Below are 16,535 nucleotides of genomic sequence, written 5' to 3'. Positions count from 1 at the left end.
TTTCAAGTTTTATTTTAACAATTTTTCAATTTTGCTACAATCTATTTTTTTATAAGGATTTTTATCTTCAAATTTAAGACTTTTTGGTTGTTTATAATCTCCAATTCCTTCGATTAATTCGCCGTCTTTTTGCAAAAAATAAATAGAACGTTCAGAATTTACACCTTCGCTATCAAAACTATAAGTTAATTTTAAAGTATCTTCATTTTTAAAGCCTGATAAATCGCCCGAAGATGAATCTTTTTCTGAATTTTTAACAGCCATTTTACCCGAAAAAGTACCTAAATTATCAACTAAATGTATTGCGGTAGAATCTTTACCAACGATTTGTAAATAGCAATCTTCAGGGATTTTATCTATTTTAAAATTGGGTTTATCATCAGAAATCAGTGAATCTGGAACAGTTAATTTCTTATTTTTTGTAGAATCATTTTTGTTACAACTTAACACTGTAATTAGTAAAACTATATAAAAAATAGGTTTCATTATATTGTAGATTTTAAAAACATTTAAAGATACAAAATCATTGTGTACATGGCAAATTAGACATAAAAAATAACATCTTAAAAAACTGCCTATAATTTATAAATTGTTAAAAACAATAATAAACAGTTTCAACCAATTATACAAATGTTAATTCATTTACAAATTTAAACTTCTTTTTGATTTTGCACTTTTTTTTTTATGTGTTGATATTCTAAATTAACAATAAAAATTATAAAAGATGTACAAAATTTTAATTGAGTGTGAAAGAGAAAATAATAAAATTAAGTCTAAAGAGCCTTATTTTATTCTTGTTGAAAGAGTTCCTCTGCTTGAGTCTGTTAATGGCAAAACGCTTTGGTATCAAACTAATTTTTCCAGTAGAAAAAAAGCAAAATCCTGTGCTTTACAGATTGAGAAATATTTAGACAATTCTTTTATTTTTCTCGATTTGATTTATACTAAAATTAAACAACTAGAATTTATAGAAGTTGAAACGTTGATATTTAATAAAAATATCTTGGCTCAAATGGAATTATCTCGAATTGCTTTAATTAGTTCTTCCAAGTCTCCTAATTATGCGTGGTATTTCATAGAGAAATTTAACGAATATATAAAAGCCTTAAAAAGAGTTTGTTTTATCGTTGATAGTAAGTATTTCAAATTAGCATCTTCCCTTTGGGATTTTTTAATAGAGTTTGAGGCTTCTTTTATAAGAACTTATCGCTCTTTTGGTGTTTTGAGTAATGGTGGGCAATTGCAATTTTTTTTGTAGTTCTATAATTTAAAATTTATGCATAATAACTATAATAAAAAAATACTTGTTGCTTGTGAATATACAGGAGCATTTACAAACGAATTGCTTTCCTATGGCTTTGATGTTGTTTCTTGTGATCTGTTAGATTCCGAAGGTTCAAAATCTCATTATAAAGGTGATGTTGATGATCTGTTATATTCTGAAGATTGGTTTGCTGTTTTTGCTTTTCCTCCGTGTGATTTTCTTTCAAAGGCAGGTTTGCACTTTTGTGATATAAAGCGACACGGTTTGAAAGCCTGGGACAGAATTAAAAAAAGAAATGATGCCGTTGATTTTTTTTTAAAATTTTGGTTCCTGGATGTTCCATTCATATTTATTGAAAACCCAATAGGTCATATTTCAGCAAATATTTTAAAACCAAATCAAATAATATCGCCTCACTATTTTGGTGATATATATAGAAAAGATACTTGTGTTTGGTTAAAAGGTTTTAAAAACATTGAATATTCTAAAGTTCAAAATTTGTTTTCTGATTCTACTCTTTTAAGTCCGTTGGTTGAAGTTTTCCCAGGAACAAACAGAAATTATACTTGGGTTGATAAAAAGACAAAAAAACAACGTTCTGTTATGTCTAAAATAATGGCTAAAGAAATAATTAGACAGTTAGCCCCTCAACTTGCGCTTAAAAGTTCTTTCCCTCTTATGGACTTGCCTAAACTATCGGACTAACCGAAAATAAAAAAAAAATTTTCCAAATTTATGAGTTCCACAAAATTTTTAAAATTAAAAAAACGAAATTTAATTTATTACTCCCTCGCAGATCAAAAGCGATATAATGAAAAAAGTAAAGAAAACCTCGTACAATTTCAGAATGAAATTGATAAAACGGCAAAAAAGAAACTTCTAAAATCTTTGGACGTTGAGAAAGTAGATGATATTAATAAATTTACTTCTAGTTATCTTTTAAGTTATTCGGAAATTATGAAAAAAGAATATAAACGCTGTTTTTCTTCCACCCAAACCAAAAAAATTTTAGACAGTACCAATACATTTGTAGATATTGTTAAGCACAATTACAAAAAATCAAACGGTTTGAGACAAAGAATGATAACGTTTGTTACATTAACAATTCCAGAAAACCAAAAGCATACCGACAAAATTTTAGTTAAAACTTTGATTGATTTCATAGACCATTTAAAAAAAGTTAAAAATTATGCTATTGAAAAAAATGTAGAAACTAATCAAGAACTTTTAAGACTTAAAAATTATGTTTGGCGTGCTGAAAGCACAGAATTAGGCAATATTCATTTTCATTTACTTTTTGATACTTATGTGAATCATAAAACATTAAAAAGGGTTTGGAATAATTACTTAACAAATCTAGGTTATGAAAATGGTGAAAATGCCGCTAACATTCACAATCTTTCTAATATAAGTGATGTTGGTGGTTATGTTGGTAAATATCTTACTAAAGACCCATTAAAGTCAGAATTTGCCGAACTCATAAAAAATAAAACTCTTAAAATAGAAGATTTACAAAATTATCCTCCTAATTTAGTTTATAGACGCCCTATATTATATACCTCTTGGGGTTGTTCTAAACCCTTGAAAACTTTGAATAGTCCCACTTTCTCTGGTAACGAAATTTATCAATTTGATGAACTTAAAGATAAATGCACAAAAGTTGAGTTATCAGACGATTTAAAAGATTATGTGAAAATTTATAAAGGTAAAATTTACGATTTGTTAAATGAATGTTCTGTTAAATTAAAATCTATTGTAAAAAATCGTTTCAAATTGCTTTATCATTTCATTTATGAAAAATCAAATGAAGAGGTTGAAAAATTGAATGAATTAATATTTTTAAGTCGTCTAAATTTTGGAAGTTTGAAAGATGCCTTTCCTGTTATTTCAGATTCTCGTTCTACCAATTTAATTAAAGATAAATCCTTCATTCCAGAATTGTTTTAAAATGGCAAAATCTATCACAAAAAAATTAACCACGAAGGAAATTGCTCAATTAAGTGAATGCAGTATTAGAACTGCTGAAAGGATTAAGAAGCAAATAAAATTAGAATTTAAAATAAAACGAGTTCTTTTGAAGCATTATAATGCATATTTTTTAATAGATTGAGTAAAAACCATTTAAAAACAAATATCTGCCATTTGCCGCCACCCTATGGCGTTTGCATACTACATTTGTGAAATAAATATTAACAAATAAATATAAAGTATGTCATTCATTAGAAAAACAATAGACACGGCAAACAATCAAATTCAATTTGAAGTTAGCGAAAGTTGCCAAAGTTTAAATTTGAAATTTAATCCCGAATTTGCTCCTTATGTTGACAATGTCAAAATTAGGTTAACAAAAATTTCTAGAAATGCACCAAATCAAGATTTATATAGCGGTGTTTTTGAAGATTTAAAAGATTTGTTTAGAAGTTTTTTCCCTAATTACCCGAGTGTTTTACCTTTTTCAATAGGTAAGAATTTGGTATTAAGTGAAGATGATAAGATTTTAGTTACAATTGACTACACCCCACAAACCGATGTTAACGGTGTAATTTCTGCTACTGTTCCCACTTCTTTTGAGTATGAATTAAACAAATTGTTAGTTGATACAAATTCCCCTTTAGTTGTTAAAAAAGTTGTTGTTGATGAGCAAATAGATTTAGATACTGAATTTTATCCAACTCTTTTAATCCCAACCGATGCCGAAAGTTTTGAAACAATTGTTATGCAAAGAGAAGTAGGTAAGCCAGCCACAAATAAAAAAGTCTTTTATGGAATGGATTTAATTTCCTCAAATATTCCAAATGGAGAAGATTATATGGCTATTTCTGTATCTGTTAATCAAATCGTAACGCTTAAAGGTAACTGTGTTTGTTATTTAGTTTTATCATAATAAAAATATTTGTATTATGTCAGAAATTATAAATTCAAAACAATTAAGTGGAAATTTAAGCGGTAACGCTTCAACTTCAAAATTCAATGTATCTGATTTTCTCGGGTCTTCCAGTTCTTCAATTACAAGTGTTACAAGTTTACTCGGACCAATTGGTCAAGGTATTGGAATTTTCGCAAATTTAGTTCCGGGACTTGATGGTTTCTTAAAAAGTGGTTTTGATTTTTCTTGTTTAGGTAGTCAAGCCTTTGATAAAAATAATTTGAATGATTGTTTGAAAGACTTGCAGAATAGAGCCACCGTTGCCCAAAATTCCCAAGATTATAATAAATTAGCCGAGTTAGCCACATTTTGTGATGGCGTAGTGCGTGAAAGTGCTATTGAAATTTCAAGGTATAGAAGCGGATGTTCAAAATCCTTACGTCAGAAATATGCTGATGCCGCTCAAAGTGTTTTAGATAGTTTGGATTTAACAAAGTTTAATGCGACCGAAGTAACAAAACACAATTGGGATGGGGGCTCTTATCAAGGCACAGATTACAAAGCAAAGCAAGGTGGAATGTATTCCACTTTAGATTTAAGCAAAATAACCCCTGAAATTTTCACTTCATCCGTAGTTCCTGCTTTAACTCAAAAGGCTTTGACTGATGGTGTTGACCCGAAGTCGTATATAGATTTGGCAAAAAATTCTTTATTCCCTAACGAAAATTTGGGCTCTGGAACTGGTTCAAGTACTGGAAATGTACCACCTTTTGCAGGTGCTGTTCAAATTGGAGTAGATGAAAATGGAAATATCATTTGGTCTGCAAGTGCAACCAATCAACCTCAAACGAATACTTTTTTATATATAATTTTAGCCATTGTCGCTTATCTTATTATATCAAAGAAAAAGTAAAAAATAAATTTTATTAATCAATCAAAAAAAAATAATGAAAAAATGGAAGTAACTCAAACACAAACTGTCAATAAAATAGAGGAATTTTTAAATACTCCTCTTGTAAAAGATAGTACAGGAGCGACACTTATAAATCTTGGCTATATAGTTTTTATCGCTATTGGTGTTCTTGGTTTGTATTTTTGGATTCCCGAGAAAAATAGAAGTAGAATTTTTAAATAATAAATTATGAGAAATTCAAACTATCAAAATCGTAATAGAAGCCGAAATCAACGCTTTGGCGGTAATAATTATGAACAGAATAATTCTTATAATTTTGTTCAAAACGAGAAAAAAAGTGGTGCTGTTTATTCCCGAATAAAAAAGGGAAAGAATGAGGGCGGGACTTCTGTAAATGCTTGGCGAAAGACAAAAAACGGTTTAATGACGGCTAATGCTTTTCCTGTTGATGGTGTAGAACATGCAAGCCAAGACGGTAAAATTAGTATGCGTTATGTTGTTGAGGTTGTCAATAGGGATATGGGAACTACGCAAACCTACTGGTGTTTAATGTCAAAAGACACAAAGAAAATTTTCATTAAAGAATTAGGCTTGGTTATCTCCCCAAATGGTAGTGGTGTAACGAGAAGTGGAAAGCGTGTTACTGGATTTTTTGGAAAAGTTTATTAATCAAAAAAAAAATATATTGGTATGAAATTAAAAAACGTTTTGACATTCATTTTTGAAAACGCTCCGAAAATTCGTTATTATGCGAATTTAGTAATACAAGTTATTGAGAAAGTTGATTCTTTAAACATTTGGCATAAAGAAAACGCTCCCGTTCAAAAACCTACAAAAAAATAGTTTTAGTGTTAATTTAAAAGGCGTTTAATACTTTGATATTAAACGCCTTTTTTAAAAAAAAAATAAATAAATGTTTCCTTTTCCTTTTCTACTTTTTGGTGGCTTTTTTGGTAAATGGTTTGATGATCTGTTAAAAAATAGTACTGTGAATAATAATAATAATAATAATAGTTTTTTTATTAATAATTGGAGGCCTTCCGATGCTATTCTACAAGTCAAGGGCAAGATTGAGGGTTTTTCAAATGTTGCTTATCAACGTGTTGGCGACCCTGTTACTGTTGGAACTGGTTTAACTTATTTTTCTGATGGTTCTAAACCTGTTAAAGGTAAATATTACTCTACAGATTATTTAAATAGTCAGGCTATAATTGTAAGTAAGGTTTATGTTGATAGAACTAAAGCGTTTGCTTCGGCTTGTTTAGTTCCTTTGTCTCAAAAGCAATTAGATGTTATTTACTATTTGTTTTTTAATGGATTTACTAAAACCCGTCAGGATAATTTAAAGAAAAATTTAAGTACTGATGTCTCTTTTGCTAATTGGTTGTTAACTAGAAATGGTATTGGTGCAAATTTCTTAACTGGTTCAGATTGTCGTTTTTTTGTCGGTATATTTATTTCTAGATTTAGATTAGCCAACTATTTAATGGGCTTTGAAATAGATAAAAATTTGTCTATTGTTACAAATCAATTTCCAAAGAATGGTAGATTTTACGACCAAGTAGCAAGTGCTAAATTATATAATCAGGGAAAAATTAAGATACCTGCTTATTTATAGGATTTAGTAAACTCTTTTTTTTTTATTTTTTATTGTTGGTAAACTTCTTAATAATTAAGTTAATGTTAAAAATTTTTATTAAAATTCGCTTTTTATGCATTTTGGAAATGTGATGCTTTTTCCGTTTTCGTCGAATTGTTCGTGCATGTATGCTAGTTGCATCATTGAAGCAAATTCATAATATTTATCATAATGATATTGGTTGAGATTTCTTTCTTCTTTTCCGTCTTTTGAAAAATATTCTGGGTATTTTTTTAAAAATTCTTTTTTGTTTAAAAATGGTTTGTCTTCGTAAATATTTACGTCTTTATAATATTTATCTAAACATGCGTAAAATTTAGCGGTTTTTTTTAAGTTAATGTTGTCCGATAAAAATGAGTAATAATAAGAGTTTTTTATTTTCTGTTCTATTTTTTTTATTTCTTTTTTAGATTGCGCAAAAAATAGAGTAGGGATTAATAGAAAAAATAAAGTTTTCATTTGTAAAAATTTAGTGTTAATAAAAACAAAAATATAAAAAATTATGCCAAACAATAAAGTAAATTATAAAAGCATTTTCTTACAGTCTTTTTTAGGCGTTATAGGTTATTTCATTTTTCAAAGTTTTAATAAAAAATCTGTTTTAAGTTTAGGCATTGGTTCTGCTGATTTTACAGATTATCAGCCTAAATATTTTACCAAACAGGAGTATTTTAAAAATTTCGATATTGCTGCAGCATATCTAAAAAATTGGTACGGTCTCTCTCGAATTATGGATAAAATAAGAATTGCTTTTGGGTCGCCTGTTTTAATTAGTCGTGGATATGAAAAGCCTACTAATGAAAATTTGAATGATTACAATCAATGTCTAGCCGTTGATTTAACCCCTCAAAATAAAGATGTTGTTAAGTTTAAAAATACTGTTCAGTCGTTAATAGATTCAAATCAAATTCAGTTAAGCGAGTTCATACCATTAACAAATAATAACTTTAAAATTACTGTTAATCTGTAATTCTTTCAAAATTAAAAAAAATGTTTAAAACCCAATATTTAAAATACTTTGTAATCGTAGTTGCTTGTTTTTATCTAACATCATATACAACTGTTGAAATAACAAATAATCCTTAAAAAATAAATAAAATGTATAAAAAATCAAATTCAAATAAAACAATTGATTTAATTGCAATCGTTTTAAGTCTTCTTGCATTGTGGAAATATTTCGGTGCTAATTCATCCGCAAATAAAATAACTCCCGTAAGTTCTGGTGGTGTTTCTTCTGTTGATGATAAAACTAAAACAGATTATCCAGTAGTAAAAAATCCTATTGATATTTTACCACCTCCCCAACATGGTGGTGATTTGGGTTTGCCTTTGGACGATGTTCCTTGCAATTGTCCGCCGCCTAATCCTTATCAAACAGGAATAAATAGAAATGAGACTATTAATGTATATTGTAGTTGTATTGGTTCAGATGTTAAAACAGGTACTGGCACTGGTTCTAATGATGTTCAGCCCACTGGCGTAGATAATTCAAACCCAAAACCTTAGATATAAAAATATGTTTCATCAATTTATTAAATTAAGTTCTTTACAGGATGTTTTTCAGAAACATCCTTTTTCGTTAATTTCTACTCTTGGCTTAACTGGTGTTTTTTCGTTAGAGTTTTTTTACCCTATAATTTCTCAAATTGTATTAATTTTGGTTGTTCAAATAATTGCTTTCTTTTCAGATTTGGCACGTTATAAATTTATGAACCAAAAAAGAAAAACTTCTATAAAGCAAAAAGATAATAAAATAGATATTGAAAGTACAGATGCCTAAATCTGTTTTTATTGGAACTTTAAAAAATTTTCGTAGTGATTGAGTTTAAAAATAAAAATGATTATAGTGTCATTGTTTTTGACGAAAAAAAGATGTTGATAAAATACACTTATGTACATTCTCCTTACTTGTTATCTCAATATTTGGATAAAAATTTTTCTTCGTGGCAAAGAATAAACGTTTATGTTAGGCGAAGTGGTCGGTTTATAGGACAATATAGAAAGGGTGGTTTTATACCTCACAAGCCAAAGTAATATTTTTTATTTTAACTTTAAATTTTGTTTTTAATCAATTAATTTTTAATATTGCAATAAATAACACTAAAAATTAGATTTACAAAGTTAAAAAGTTCCAAAAATTTTGAATTACTATAATTAAAAAACTGCCTATAATTTATATTATGTTAAATAGAATATTATGTTAAAACGAAAAATTTACTCTAACAAAATATGTACAATTACTATGGAATTCTACGACGACGACAAAAAGCAAAAGGCTTTTACAAACTTAATATACCCTGGTTTTCTTTTGCATCATCGCATCTATACTATATTTGCCACCGCCCAAAACGAAGAGCATAATGTAAACACATAAATATAAAAGTGCTAATTCTCTCTCACTAAAAGCATCATTGCCATGCACATAGAACGCCGCGAGTAACATTGTAATAATTAAAGGTACCGAAAAAGTTCTGGTAAATAGGCCTAAAATTATAAAAAAAGAGCCGACAAATTCAGCAAAAACTGCTAAAGCCAATGATAGTTTTGCGCTTAATCCAAAAAGAGAAAAAAATTCTATATTTTCCCCAGAAAATAATTTTTGCAATTTCGGGTAGCCGTGCGTCAACATTGCGAATCCGATAAAAATTCTGGCTATCAGCAGAACTATTGATAACGCATTGGTATTATGCGAAATACTATTGAACTTCATAAAGTAAAATATTTTACCAAAACTAATAAAAATAAAATCGCTTACCAAAAATATTGTCGAAAACCATCTATTTAATTACTTTTATAGGTATTTATCTATAACCAAATCCTTTTAAATCGCGCTCATTTTTTCGCCAATCTTTTCGAACTTTCACAAATAGGCTTAAGTGAATTTTCTTACCGAAAAATTTCTCTAAATCTAATCTTGCCTGTGTTCCAACTTTTTTTATCATCTCGCCTTTGTGCCCAATAATAATTCCCTTTTGGCTGTCGCGTTCCACATAAATCACTGCATCAATGACGATTGCCGTTTCTTTTTCTTGAAATTGTTCGGTCACCACTTCTACAGAATACGGAATTTCTTTTTCGTAATTCAATAAAATTTTCTCCCGAATGGCTTCATTTACAAAAAAACGCTCCGGCTTATCCGTTATTTGGTCTTTATCATAATAAGGCGGATTTTCTGGTAAAAGTTCCTTTAATTTTGGTAAAATGTAATCAATATTATAAGCTTTTAAAGCAGAAATCGGTAAAATTTCAGCTTTAGGGATTTTCTCGTGCCAAAAGGCAACCGCCTCTTCCATTTTTTCCTGAGTCGTTTCATCTACTTTATTCAATAAAAGCAGCACTGGAACGGGAATTTTGTTTAATTTTTCAATCAAATATTCCGATGGTTTGTCTTGATCTTTTATATCCGTGATGAATAAAAAAACGTCTGCATCTTGCAAAGAATCTTTCACAAAATCCATCATTTTTTCTTGCAATTCGTACTTCGGTTCTAAAACGCCGGGCGTATCTGAAAAAACAATTTGAAGGTCTTCTTCATTATAAATCCCAAAAATTCTGTGTCTTGTTGTTTGGGCTTTTTGCGTCACAATCGCTAATTTTTCGCCCATTAATTGATTGAGCAAAGTCGATTTTCCCGCGTTTGGTTTTCCTACTATATTTACAAATCCTGCTTTGTGCATTTAAAAGATTTTAGATTTTAGATTTTAGATTTTAGATTTTAGATTTTGTCATTTCTAAAATTTTCTTCTAAGATTATTTGTGAAATTTTTAATAGGCAAATTTAGTGATTTTTAAGGATTAATTTTCAGGAATATACTAATGAAAAGTTTTACACCACTATCCCACTTTCATATTGAAAAAAAATATTTGAATTAATTGCTTTTTTACTTTAAAAACTATTTTTAAAATTATTATTTAAAAACCAAAGGCAAAATTTCATTTTCATTTAAACCAAATCTTTTTCTCTCTTCTGCAGAGAATTTTTTAGAATAATAATTAATGTCAACTTTGAAACCAACGCTTTCTAATCGCTGAAAATAATCCATTCCGTACCAACGAACATGGTCATATTGCCCGAAATGTTTTTGTCTTTCTTTGGGATCTTTAATGCTAAAATCTTCATAAGTTTTTTCTAAAGAATTTTTCATGGGAACTTGAAAAATTCCCCAACCGCCAGGTTTCATCACACGATAAAGTTCCGACATTGCTTTTTTGTCGTCTTCAATATGCTCTAAAACATGATTGCAAAAAACGACATCAAAACTTTCATTTTCAAAAGGTAAATTTAAAATATCGGCTTTCACATCTACTATCGGCGAAAATAAATCGGCTGTTAAATACTCCAGATTTTTCATCTTTCGAAACCGTTTGAAAAAAGATTGTTCCGGTGCCATGTGTAAAACTTTATAATTTTTTGTAAAAAAATCGGTTTCATTTTTTAAATAAAGCCACATTTGGCGGTGTCTTTCTAAACTTAAAGTTCCCGGTGACAGTGCATTTTCCCTTTGTTTTCCGTAACCATAAGGCAAAAATTTTCGGTAAGAATTACCGTCGATTGGATCTGTAAATTTATTTCCTTTAAAAAAAAGTACTATAAAAGGTCGAAAAATTACGCTCAAGGAAATTAACCAAGGTCGCGGGATTTTATTTAGTAGAAATTTGGCTATTTTTTTCAAAAGATTTTATTGATTTTATTTGATAAATCTGCTAGATAAAATTAAATTTTAAATTCCCACGATTTTAGAGCGTCGTTCTAAAAGTACAATATCACGCCATTTCCCGTTCATTTGTGCAATTTTTTCACGTCGGCCTACAGTTACAAATCCCAATTTATGATGAACTGAAACGCTTGCTTCATTTTCTGGAAAAATCCCGGATTGCAAAGTCCAGAATTCTTTTTCTTCGCTGTCTAAAATTAATTTTTGCAGCAACATTTGTCCGAGACCTTTTCCTTGTGCTTTTTCCGTTAAATAAATACTAACTTCCGCAACGCCACGAAAACAATCACGGTTACTAACAGGCTGAATGGCTGCCCAACCAACAATTTCATTATTTTCATCTTCCAAAATCCAGCGGCAAAGATTGAAATGTTTGGTGTCCCAAACTTCCCAAGTTGGTGGTTCATTGTCAAAAGTCGCGTTTTCAGAATCGATGCCTTCCTGAAAAATTTTTAAAACCACTTCCCCATCTTCGGGTTGCATTTCACGGATTTCGTAGTTCATTTAGAATGTTTTTTAAATCACAAAAGTAACGAAAGTTTTGTGGATTTTTTTATGATATTTTTTATTGAAAAAGGAACAGATTTAAGAAGCAAATTTGTCATTCCGTAGGAATCTAAGGCTCGTATATTCAAAAGGATTGACTAAAATTAATTTGATTCATAGTTTTAAACTCTTAAAAAAGTGAAAAAATTACCACAATTTTCGCAATAGTGATGGAAGCGGCATCCTTTTCTAAATTTTTTTGCAAAAAAAATTAGAAAAGATATAGCGGACAGCCCGGCTCTTATTTTTTTTTTACGAAGTGTGCTTGTTAAAAAAAATAAGAGATTGCCCTAAAAAACACATTCTTAGCCTTCCAACTCCTTCTTTAAAAACCTCGCTGTCAAAGATTTCTTAGACTTTGCAACTTGTTCCGGCGTTCCTTTGGCGATAATTTCACCACCATTTTTTCCACCTTCTGGACCAACGTCAATAATGTGATCGGCAAGTTTTATAACATCTAAATTATGCTCAATAATCACGAAAGAATTTCCCAATTCTACCAATTGATTGATGGCTTCCATTAAAACACGAACGTCCTCAAAATGCAGTCCAGTCGTTGGTTCATCTAAGATATAAAGCGTATTTCCTGTATTTCTTTTGGATAATTCTGTCGCGAGTTTTATACGTTGCGCTTCCCCACCGGAAAGCGTTGTGGATTGTTGACCAAGCGTGATGTAACCCAAACCGACGTCCTGCAAAGTCTTTACTTTAATGAAAATTTTGGGTATTGGCTGAAAAAATTCTACGGCTTCATCAATTGTCATTTCCAATACATCTGAAATGGATTTTCCTTTGTAGCGCACTTCCAAAGTTTCTCGGTTGAATCTTTTACCATGACAAGTTTCGCAATGCACATAAACATCGGGTAAAAAATTCATTTCAATAACCTTTAAACCGCCTCCTTGACAAGTTTCGCATCTTCCACCTTTTACGTTAAAGGAAAATCTTCCCGGTTTGTAACCGCGGATTTTACTTTCTGGTAATTCGGCAAAAAGATTTCGAATATCGGTAAACATTCCCGTGTAAGTCGCAGGATTTGAGCGTGGCGTTCTACCAATCGGACTTTGATCAACATCAACAATTTTGTCGATATTTTCAATGCCTTCAATTTTTTTATACGGCAATGGTTCTTTTACAGCGCGGTAAATATGCTGATTTAAAATTGGATAAAGTGTTCCATTAATTAAAGAAGATTTTCCACTTCCGGAAATTCCAGTTACCACAACCAATTTTCCCAAAGGAATTTCTAGGGTTACATTTTTTAAATTATTTCCTGTGGCGCCTTTTAAAACAATAGATTTTCCGTTGCCTTCTCTCCTATTTTCAGGAATTGGGATTTTTCTTTTTCCGTTAATGTAATCTGCGGTGATTGTGTCGGCTTTTAATAAATCTTCTGGTTTTCCTTGCCAAAAAATTTCGCCACCAAATTTTCCGGCGCGCGGACCGATGTCTAAAACTTCATCCGCTTCCAGAATCATGTCTTTATCGTGTTCTACAACAATCACCGAATTCCCGATATCACGCAAATTTTTCAGTGAAGCAATCAATCTTTCGTTATCTCTTTGGTGCAAACCAATGGAAGGTTCATCTAAAATATAGAGCACATTTACGAGTTGCGAACCGATTTGTGTTGCCAAACGAATTCTTTGAGATTCCCCACCAGAAAGCGTTCGTGAACTTCTGCTTAAACTTAAATATTCTAAACCAACATCTAAAAGAAACTGTAATCTTGTTCGGATTTCCTTTAAAATTTCGTGGGCAATAATTTTCTTATTCTTGCTAAATTTTCCTTCGATCTGAAGCAACCATTCCATTAATTCTGATAAAGGAAGCGCATTAATTTCGGCGATATTTTGTCCGTCAATTTTAAAACTTAAACTGGAAGCCATCAAACGCGTGCCGTGACAAACTGGGCAAACTTCTTCCGTGGTGAAATGGCGCTCAATTAAAACCGCGTCATAACTTTCTTTATCTTCCACCATTTCTTCCAAAATGGGGATTAAACCATCAAAATTGACTTTTATTTTTTTTGTAATTCCGGCGAGTTTTAAATCTTTGCTGATTTCTTTGTGACAGCCATTATAGATGTAATCTAAGGCTTCCGCAGGGATTTTATTAAAAGGCGTTGAAAGATCAAAACCAAAAATTTCAAGAATATTTTTAATTTGTGCAAGAATCCATTTATTAGATTTAATATCTTCAAGAGGCAATAATGCACCTTGATTAATGGATAATTTTGGATTTTCTACAAAATAATCGGTGTTAATTCTTTTCACCATTCCCAAACCTTTACAATTTGGGCAACTTCCTTTTGGCGAATTAAACGAGAACGTATTTGGTTCTGGCAAAGCCAAAGAATTTCCGGTATCGTCGTCCATTAAATTACGGGAAAAATACTGTAATTCCCCAGTTTCAAAATTCTGGATTCCTACCAAACCGTCGCCCATTTGCATAGCGGTTTTCAGAGATTTTTCCATTCTTAATTCTGAAGCGTTTTCACCGATAATCCAGCGGTCGATTACAATATCGATGTCGTGGGTTTTATAACGGTCAAGTTTTAAATCGTATTCAATATCTTGCAATTCCCCATCAATTCTAGCTTGTCCGTAACCTTTTTTTGCATATTGCACGAAAAGTTCGTGATAATGTCCTTTTCTGGAACGCACAACTGGCGCAAGTAAAAGCACTTTTTGGTCTTTATAATTTTCTTTAATGGTTTCCAAAATTTGCTCTTCCGTATAACTCACAAGTTTTCTACCAGAAGTTTGGGAATAAGCGTCGGAAACACGCGCAAAAAGCAAACGCAAATAATCGTAAAGTTCTGTCACTGTTCCAACTGTGGAACGCGGATTTTTATTGGTGGTTTTTTGCTCAATGGCAATTACAGGCGATAATCCATCAATTTTATCAACATCCGGACGTTCTAATCCACCTAAAAACTGACGCGCATAAGCCGAAAAAGTTTCGATATAACGTCTTTGTCCTTCTGCGAAAATAGTGTCAAAAGCCAAGGAAGATTTTCCACTGCCGGAAAGTCCGGTAATGACAACCAGTTCATTTCTCGGAATTTTAACGTCAATATTTTTTAAATTGTGTTCACGCGCACCGTAAACTTCTATATATTCTTTGCTATCGCTCATTTATTCTTTAGAATTTTTATTGCAAACATTCTAAAATCTGCAATCTTGCAAAAGTACGGAATTTTTAAGTTTAATAATAGTTTTGTGATGTTAAGAATCTATAAATATGAATTTAAAAATAGTTTAGTAAAAACATTAGAATCAACAAATTAAGAAGCATTATTACTTTTATCTATCATTCACTTATTCACCTTTTAAAAGCGATTTTCGTAAATTTGAACAAATAAAAAATTATTATGTTAAACTTTGAATATAAAAATCCGACTAAAATTATTTTCGGTAAAAACACAATCCCAAAATTAGCGGAAGAACTTCCAAAAGATGCTAAAATTTTAATGCTTTATGGCGGCGGAAGTATCAAAAAAAATGGAATTTATGATCAAGTGAAAGCGACGTTAAAAGATTTTGATGTAGAGGAATTTGGTGGCATTCCGGCAAATCCAGAATATGAAACTTTGATGGACGCTTTAAAAATTATTAATGAAAAAAATATTGATTTTCTTTTGGCAGTTGGCGGCGGTTCAGTAATTGACGGTACAAAATTTTTAGCCGCAGCCGCAAAATACGATGGTGAATCCTGGGATATTTTAAGCAAACCTGTAAGAATTTTAGAAGGAAAAGCACTCGAATTTGGAACCGTGCTTACTTTGCCGGCAACCGGTTCAGAAATGAATTCCGGTTTTGTGGTTTCCAGACGAGAAACGAAAGAAAAATTAGCAAGTGGCGGACCTGGATTATTCCCAACATTTTCAATTCTTGATCCGGAAGTTATCAAAAGTATTCCGAAAAAACAATTGGCAAATGGCGTGATGGACGCTTACACGCACGTTTTGGAACAATACATGACCTACCCGACTTCGGCAACTTTGCAAGACAGAATTTCTGAAAGTATTTTACAGACTTTGCAAGAAGTTTCTCAGCCTTTATTAAATGATGATTATAATTACGATACGGCAGGAAATTTCATGTGGTGCTGCACGATGGCTTTAAATGGTTTGATCCAAAAAGGTGTTCCGACAGATTGGGCAGTTCACGCGATTGGACATGAATTAACGGCAAATTTTGGAATCGATCATGCCAGAACTTTGGCCGTAATAGCGCCTTCACGCTATCGTTTTGCTTTTGAAGATAAAAAAGAAAAATTAGCACAATATGGCGAAAGAGTTTGGGGAATTACTGAAGGTTCAGTTGATGACAGAGCGGAAAAATCCATTAAAAAAATGGAAGAATTTTTCCACAGTTTAGGGATTGACACTAAACTTTCTGAATACACGAATGATTATGAAGGAATTTCTGAAAAGATTAAAAACACTTTTACGGAAAGAAACATGACTGGAATTGGTGAAAACAAAAACCTGACGCCAGAAAATGTGAAAGAAATCGTAGAAATGAGTTATTAATTCATTTTTAAATCAAAAAATCGCGGTAAAATTTTATCGCGATTTTTTGATT

19 protein-coding genes are annotated in these 16,535 nt (G+C 31.0%); 12 read left to right on the top strand and 7 right to left on the bottom strand.

The window, feature by feature from the left end; all coding sequences use genetic code 11:
• Window positions 1–9: 9 nt before the first annotated feature.
• Complete coding sequence (locus C4S29_RS02295) at window positions 10–486, bottom strand: hypothetical protein (protein WP_103912508.1); 477 nt, start codon at window positions 484–486, stop codon at window positions 10–12.
• A 238-nt stretch (window positions 487–724) separates the two neighbouring features.
• Here C4S29_RS02295 and C4S29_RS02290 point away from each other — a divergent pair, with 238 nt between their 5' ends.
• From C4S29_RS02290 to C4S29_RS02255, 8 genes are all read left to right on the top strand, one after another.
• Window positions 725–1,258: a hypothetical protein gene (locus C4S29_RS02290; RefSeq protein ID WP_103912507.1), complete on the top strand. Its 534-nt coding sequence runs from the start codon at window positions 725–727 to the stop codon at window positions 1,256–1,258.
• Between the two features lie 18 nt (window positions 1,259–1,276).
• Window positions 1,277–1,969 carry a hypothetical protein gene (locus C4S29_RS02285; protein WP_103912506.1) on the top strand — a complete coding sequence of 231 codons (693 nt, stop codon included), beginning with the start codon at window positions 1,277–1,279 and terminating at the stop codon, window positions 1,967–1,969.
• Between the two features lie 30 nt (window positions 1,970–1,999).
• The gene (locus tag C4S29_RS02280; RefSeq protein ID WP_103912505.1) at window positions 2,000–3,211 is read left to right on the top strand and encodes a rolling circle replication-associated protein; all 1,212 of its coding nucleotides are present in this window, start codon (window positions 2,000–2,002) and stop codon (window positions 3,209–3,211) included.
• A 262-nt stretch (window positions 3,212–3,473) separates the two neighbouring features.
• Complete coding sequence (locus C4S29_RS02275; RefSeq protein ID WP_103912504.1) at window positions 3,474–4,148, top strand: hypothetical protein; 675 nt, start codon at window positions 3,474–3,476, stop codon at window positions 4,146–4,148.
• Window positions 4,149–4,164: 16 nt separating this feature from the next.
• Window positions 4,165–5,043 carry a hypothetical protein gene (locus C4S29_RS02270; protein WP_103912503.1) on the top strand — a complete coding sequence of 293 codons (879 nt, stop codon included), beginning with the start codon at window positions 4,165–4,167 and terminating at the stop codon, window positions 5,041–5,043.
• A gap of 42 nt (window positions 5,044–5,085) precedes the next feature.
• Window positions 5,086–5,265: a hypothetical protein gene (locus tag C4S29_RS02265; protein WP_103912502.1), complete on the top strand. Its 180-nt coding sequence runs from the start codon at window positions 5,086–5,088 to the stop codon at window positions 5,263–5,265.
• A gap of 6 nt (window positions 5,266–5,271) precedes the next feature.
• Complete coding sequence (locus C4S29_RS02260) at window positions 5,272–5,712, top strand: hypothetical protein (RefSeq protein WP_103912501.1); 441 nt, start codon at window positions 5,272–5,274, stop codon at window positions 5,710–5,712.
• 244 nt (window positions 5,713–5,956) lie between these two features.
• Window positions 5,957–6,661, top strand: a complete 705-nt coding sequence (locus C4S29_RS02255) for a glycoside hydrolase family protein (protein WP_103912500.1) — start codon at window positions 5,957–5,959, stop codon at window positions 6,659–6,661.
• 78 nt (window positions 6,662–6,739) lie between these two features.
• Here C4S29_RS02255 and C4S29_RS02250 read toward each other — a convergent pair whose 3' ends face one another.
• A complete protein-coding gene (locus C4S29_RS02250) occupies window positions 6,740–7,141 on the bottom strand; it encodes a hypothetical protein (protein WP_146063244.1) in 402 nt (133 codons plus the stop codon).
• A 43-nt stretch (window positions 7,142–7,184) separates the two neighbouring features.
• Here C4S29_RS02250 and C4S29_RS02245 point away from each other — a divergent pair, with 43 nt between their 5' ends.
• From C4S29_RS02245 to C4S29_RS02235, 3 genes are all read left to right on the top strand, one after another.
• The gene (locus C4S29_RS02245) at window positions 7,185–7,652 is read left to right on the top strand and encodes a hypothetical protein (protein WP_103912498.1); all 468 of its coding nucleotides are present in this window, start codon (window positions 7,185–7,187) and stop codon (window positions 7,650–7,652) included.
• A gap of 128 nt (window positions 7,653–7,780) precedes the next feature.
• Window positions 7,781–8,188, top strand: coding sequence for a hypothetical protein (locus C4S29_RS02240; RefSeq protein WP_103912497.1), 408 nt, complete (start codon window positions 7,781–7,783; stop codon window positions 8,186–8,188).
• 10 nt (window positions 8,189–8,198) lie between these two features.
• Window positions 8,199–8,462 carry a hypothetical protein gene (locus tag C4S29_RS02235; protein ID WP_103912496.1) on the top strand — a complete coding sequence of 88 codons (264 nt, stop codon included), beginning with the start codon at window positions 8,199–8,201 and terminating at the stop codon, window positions 8,460–8,462.
• Window positions 8,463–8,969: 507 nt separating this feature from the next.
• Here the strand turns inward: C4S29_RS02235 and C4S29_RS02230 are convergent.
• The 5 genes from C4S29_RS02230 to uvrA all read right to left on the bottom strand — a co-directional run bounded on the left by C4S29_RS02230 (window position 8,970) and on the right by uvrA (window position 15,083).
• Window positions 8,970–9,392, bottom strand: coding sequence for a DoxX family protein (locus C4S29_RS02230; RefSeq protein ID WP_103912495.1), 423 nt, complete (start codon window positions 9,390–9,392; stop codon window positions 8,970–8,972).
• Window positions 9,393–9,483: 91 nt separating this feature from the next.
• A complete protein-coding gene (gene era, locus C4S29_RS02225) occupies window positions 9,484–10,359 on the bottom strand; it encodes a GTPase Era (RefSeq protein ID WP_103912494.1) in 876 nt (291 codons plus the stop codon).
• A 231-nt stretch (window positions 10,360–10,590) separates the two neighbouring features.
• Entirely contained in the window at window positions 10,591–11,355 is a 765-nt protein-coding gene (locus C4S29_RS02220; RefSeq protein WP_103912493.1) for a class I SAM-dependent methyltransferase, read from the bottom strand.
• A gap of 48 nt (window positions 11,356–11,403) precedes the next feature.
• Window positions 11,404–11,901, bottom strand: a complete 498-nt coding sequence (locus C4S29_RS02215) for a GNAT family N-acetyltransferase (protein ID WP_103912492.1) — start codon at window positions 11,899–11,901, stop codon at window positions 11,404–11,406.
• A 347-nt stretch (window positions 11,902–12,248) separates the two neighbouring features.
• Window positions 12,249–15,083, bottom strand: a complete 2,835-nt coding sequence (gene uvrA, locus C4S29_RS02210) for an excinuclease ABC subunit UvrA (RefSeq protein ID WP_103912491.1) — start codon at window positions 15,081–15,083, stop codon at window positions 12,249–12,251.
• 236 nt (window positions 15,084–15,319) lie between these two features.
• Between uvrA and C4S29_RS02205 the strand changes: the two genes are divergently transcribed.
• A complete protein-coding gene (locus C4S29_RS02205) occupies window positions 15,320–16,483 on the top strand; it encodes an iron-containing alcohol dehydrogenase (protein ID WP_103912490.1) in 1,164 nt (387 codons plus the stop codon).
• Window positions 16,484–16,535: the final 52 nt, after the last annotated feature.

The organism is Halpernia humi (genome assembly GCF_900108025.1).
In the GTDB taxonomy this organism is placed as follows: domain Bacteria; phylum Bacteroidota; class Bacteroidia; order Flavobacteriales; family Weeksellaceae; genus Halpernia; species Halpernia humi.
This window is presented reverse-complemented; position numbering and strand designations above follow the sequence as displayed.

Bases quoted from the DNA above. Each gene is read 5' to 3' on its own strand.
- C4S29_RS02295 (WP_103912508.1), bottom strand. From the start codon at position 486: ATGAAACCTATTTTTTATATAGTTTTACTAATTACAGTGTTAAGTTGT.
- C4S29_RS02290 (WP_103912507.1), top strand. From the start codon at position 725: ATGTACAAAATTTTAATTGAGTGTGAAAGAGAAAATAATAAAATTAAG.
- C4S29_RS02285 (WP_103912506.1), top strand. From the start codon at position 1,277: ATGCATAATAACTATAATAAAAAAATACTTGTTGCTTGTGAATATACA.
- C4S29_RS02280 (WP_103912505.1), top strand. From the start codon at position 2,000: ATGAGTTCCACAAAATTTTTAAAATTAAAAAAACGAAATTTAATTTAT.
- C4S29_RS02275 (WP_103912504.1), top strand. From the start codon at position 3,474: ATGTCATTCATTAGAAAAACAATAGACACGGCAAACAATCAAATTCAA.
- C4S29_RS02270 (WP_103912503.1), top strand. From the start codon at position 4,165: ATGTCAGAAATTATAAATTCAAAACAATTAAGTGGAAATTTAAGCGGT.
- C4S29_RS02265 (WP_103912502.1), top strand. From the start codon at position 5,086: ATGGAAGTAACTCAAACACAAACTGTCAATAAAATAGAGGAATTTTTA.
- C4S29_RS02260 (WP_103912501.1), top strand. From the start codon at position 5,272: ATGAGAAATTCAAACTATCAAAATCGTAATAGAAGCCGAAATCAACGC.
- C4S29_RS02255 (WP_103912500.1), top strand. From the start codon at position 5,957: ATGTTTCCTTTTCCTTTTCTACTTTTTGGTGGCTTTTTTGGTAAATGG.
- C4S29_RS02250 (WP_146063244.1), bottom strand. From the start codon at position 7,141: ATGAAAACTTTATTTTTTCTATTAATCCCTACTCTATTTTTTGCGCAA.
- C4S29_RS02245 (WP_103912498.1), top strand. From the start codon at position 7,185: ATGCCAAACAATAAAGTAAATTATAAAAGCATTTTCTTACAGTCTTTT.
- C4S29_RS02240 (WP_103912497.1), top strand. From the start codon at position 7,781: ATGTATAAAAAATCAAATTCAAATAAAACAATTGATTTAATTGCAATC.
- C4S29_RS02235 (WP_103912496.1), top strand. From the start codon at position 8,199: ATGTTTCATCAATTTATTAAATTAAGTTCTTTACAGGATGTTTTTCAG.
- C4S29_RS02230 (WP_103912495.1), bottom strand. From the start codon at position 9,392: ATGAAGTTCAATAGTATTTCGCATAATACCAATGCGTTATCAATAGTT.
- era (WP_103912494.1), bottom strand. From the start codon at position 10,359: ATGCACAAAGCAGGATTTGTAAATATAGTAGGAAAACCAAACGCGGGA.
- C4S29_RS02215 (WP_103912492.1), bottom strand. From the start codon at position 11,901: ATGAACTACGAAATCCGTGAAATGCAACCCGAAGATGGGGAAGTGGTT.
- uvrA (WP_103912491.1), bottom strand. From the start codon at position 15,083: ATGAGCGATAGCAAAGAATATATAGAAGTTTACGGTGCGCGTGAACAC.
- C4S29_RS02205 (WP_103912490.1), top strand. From the start codon at position 15,320: ATGTTAAACTTTGAATATAAAAATCCGACTAAAATTATTTTCGGTAAA.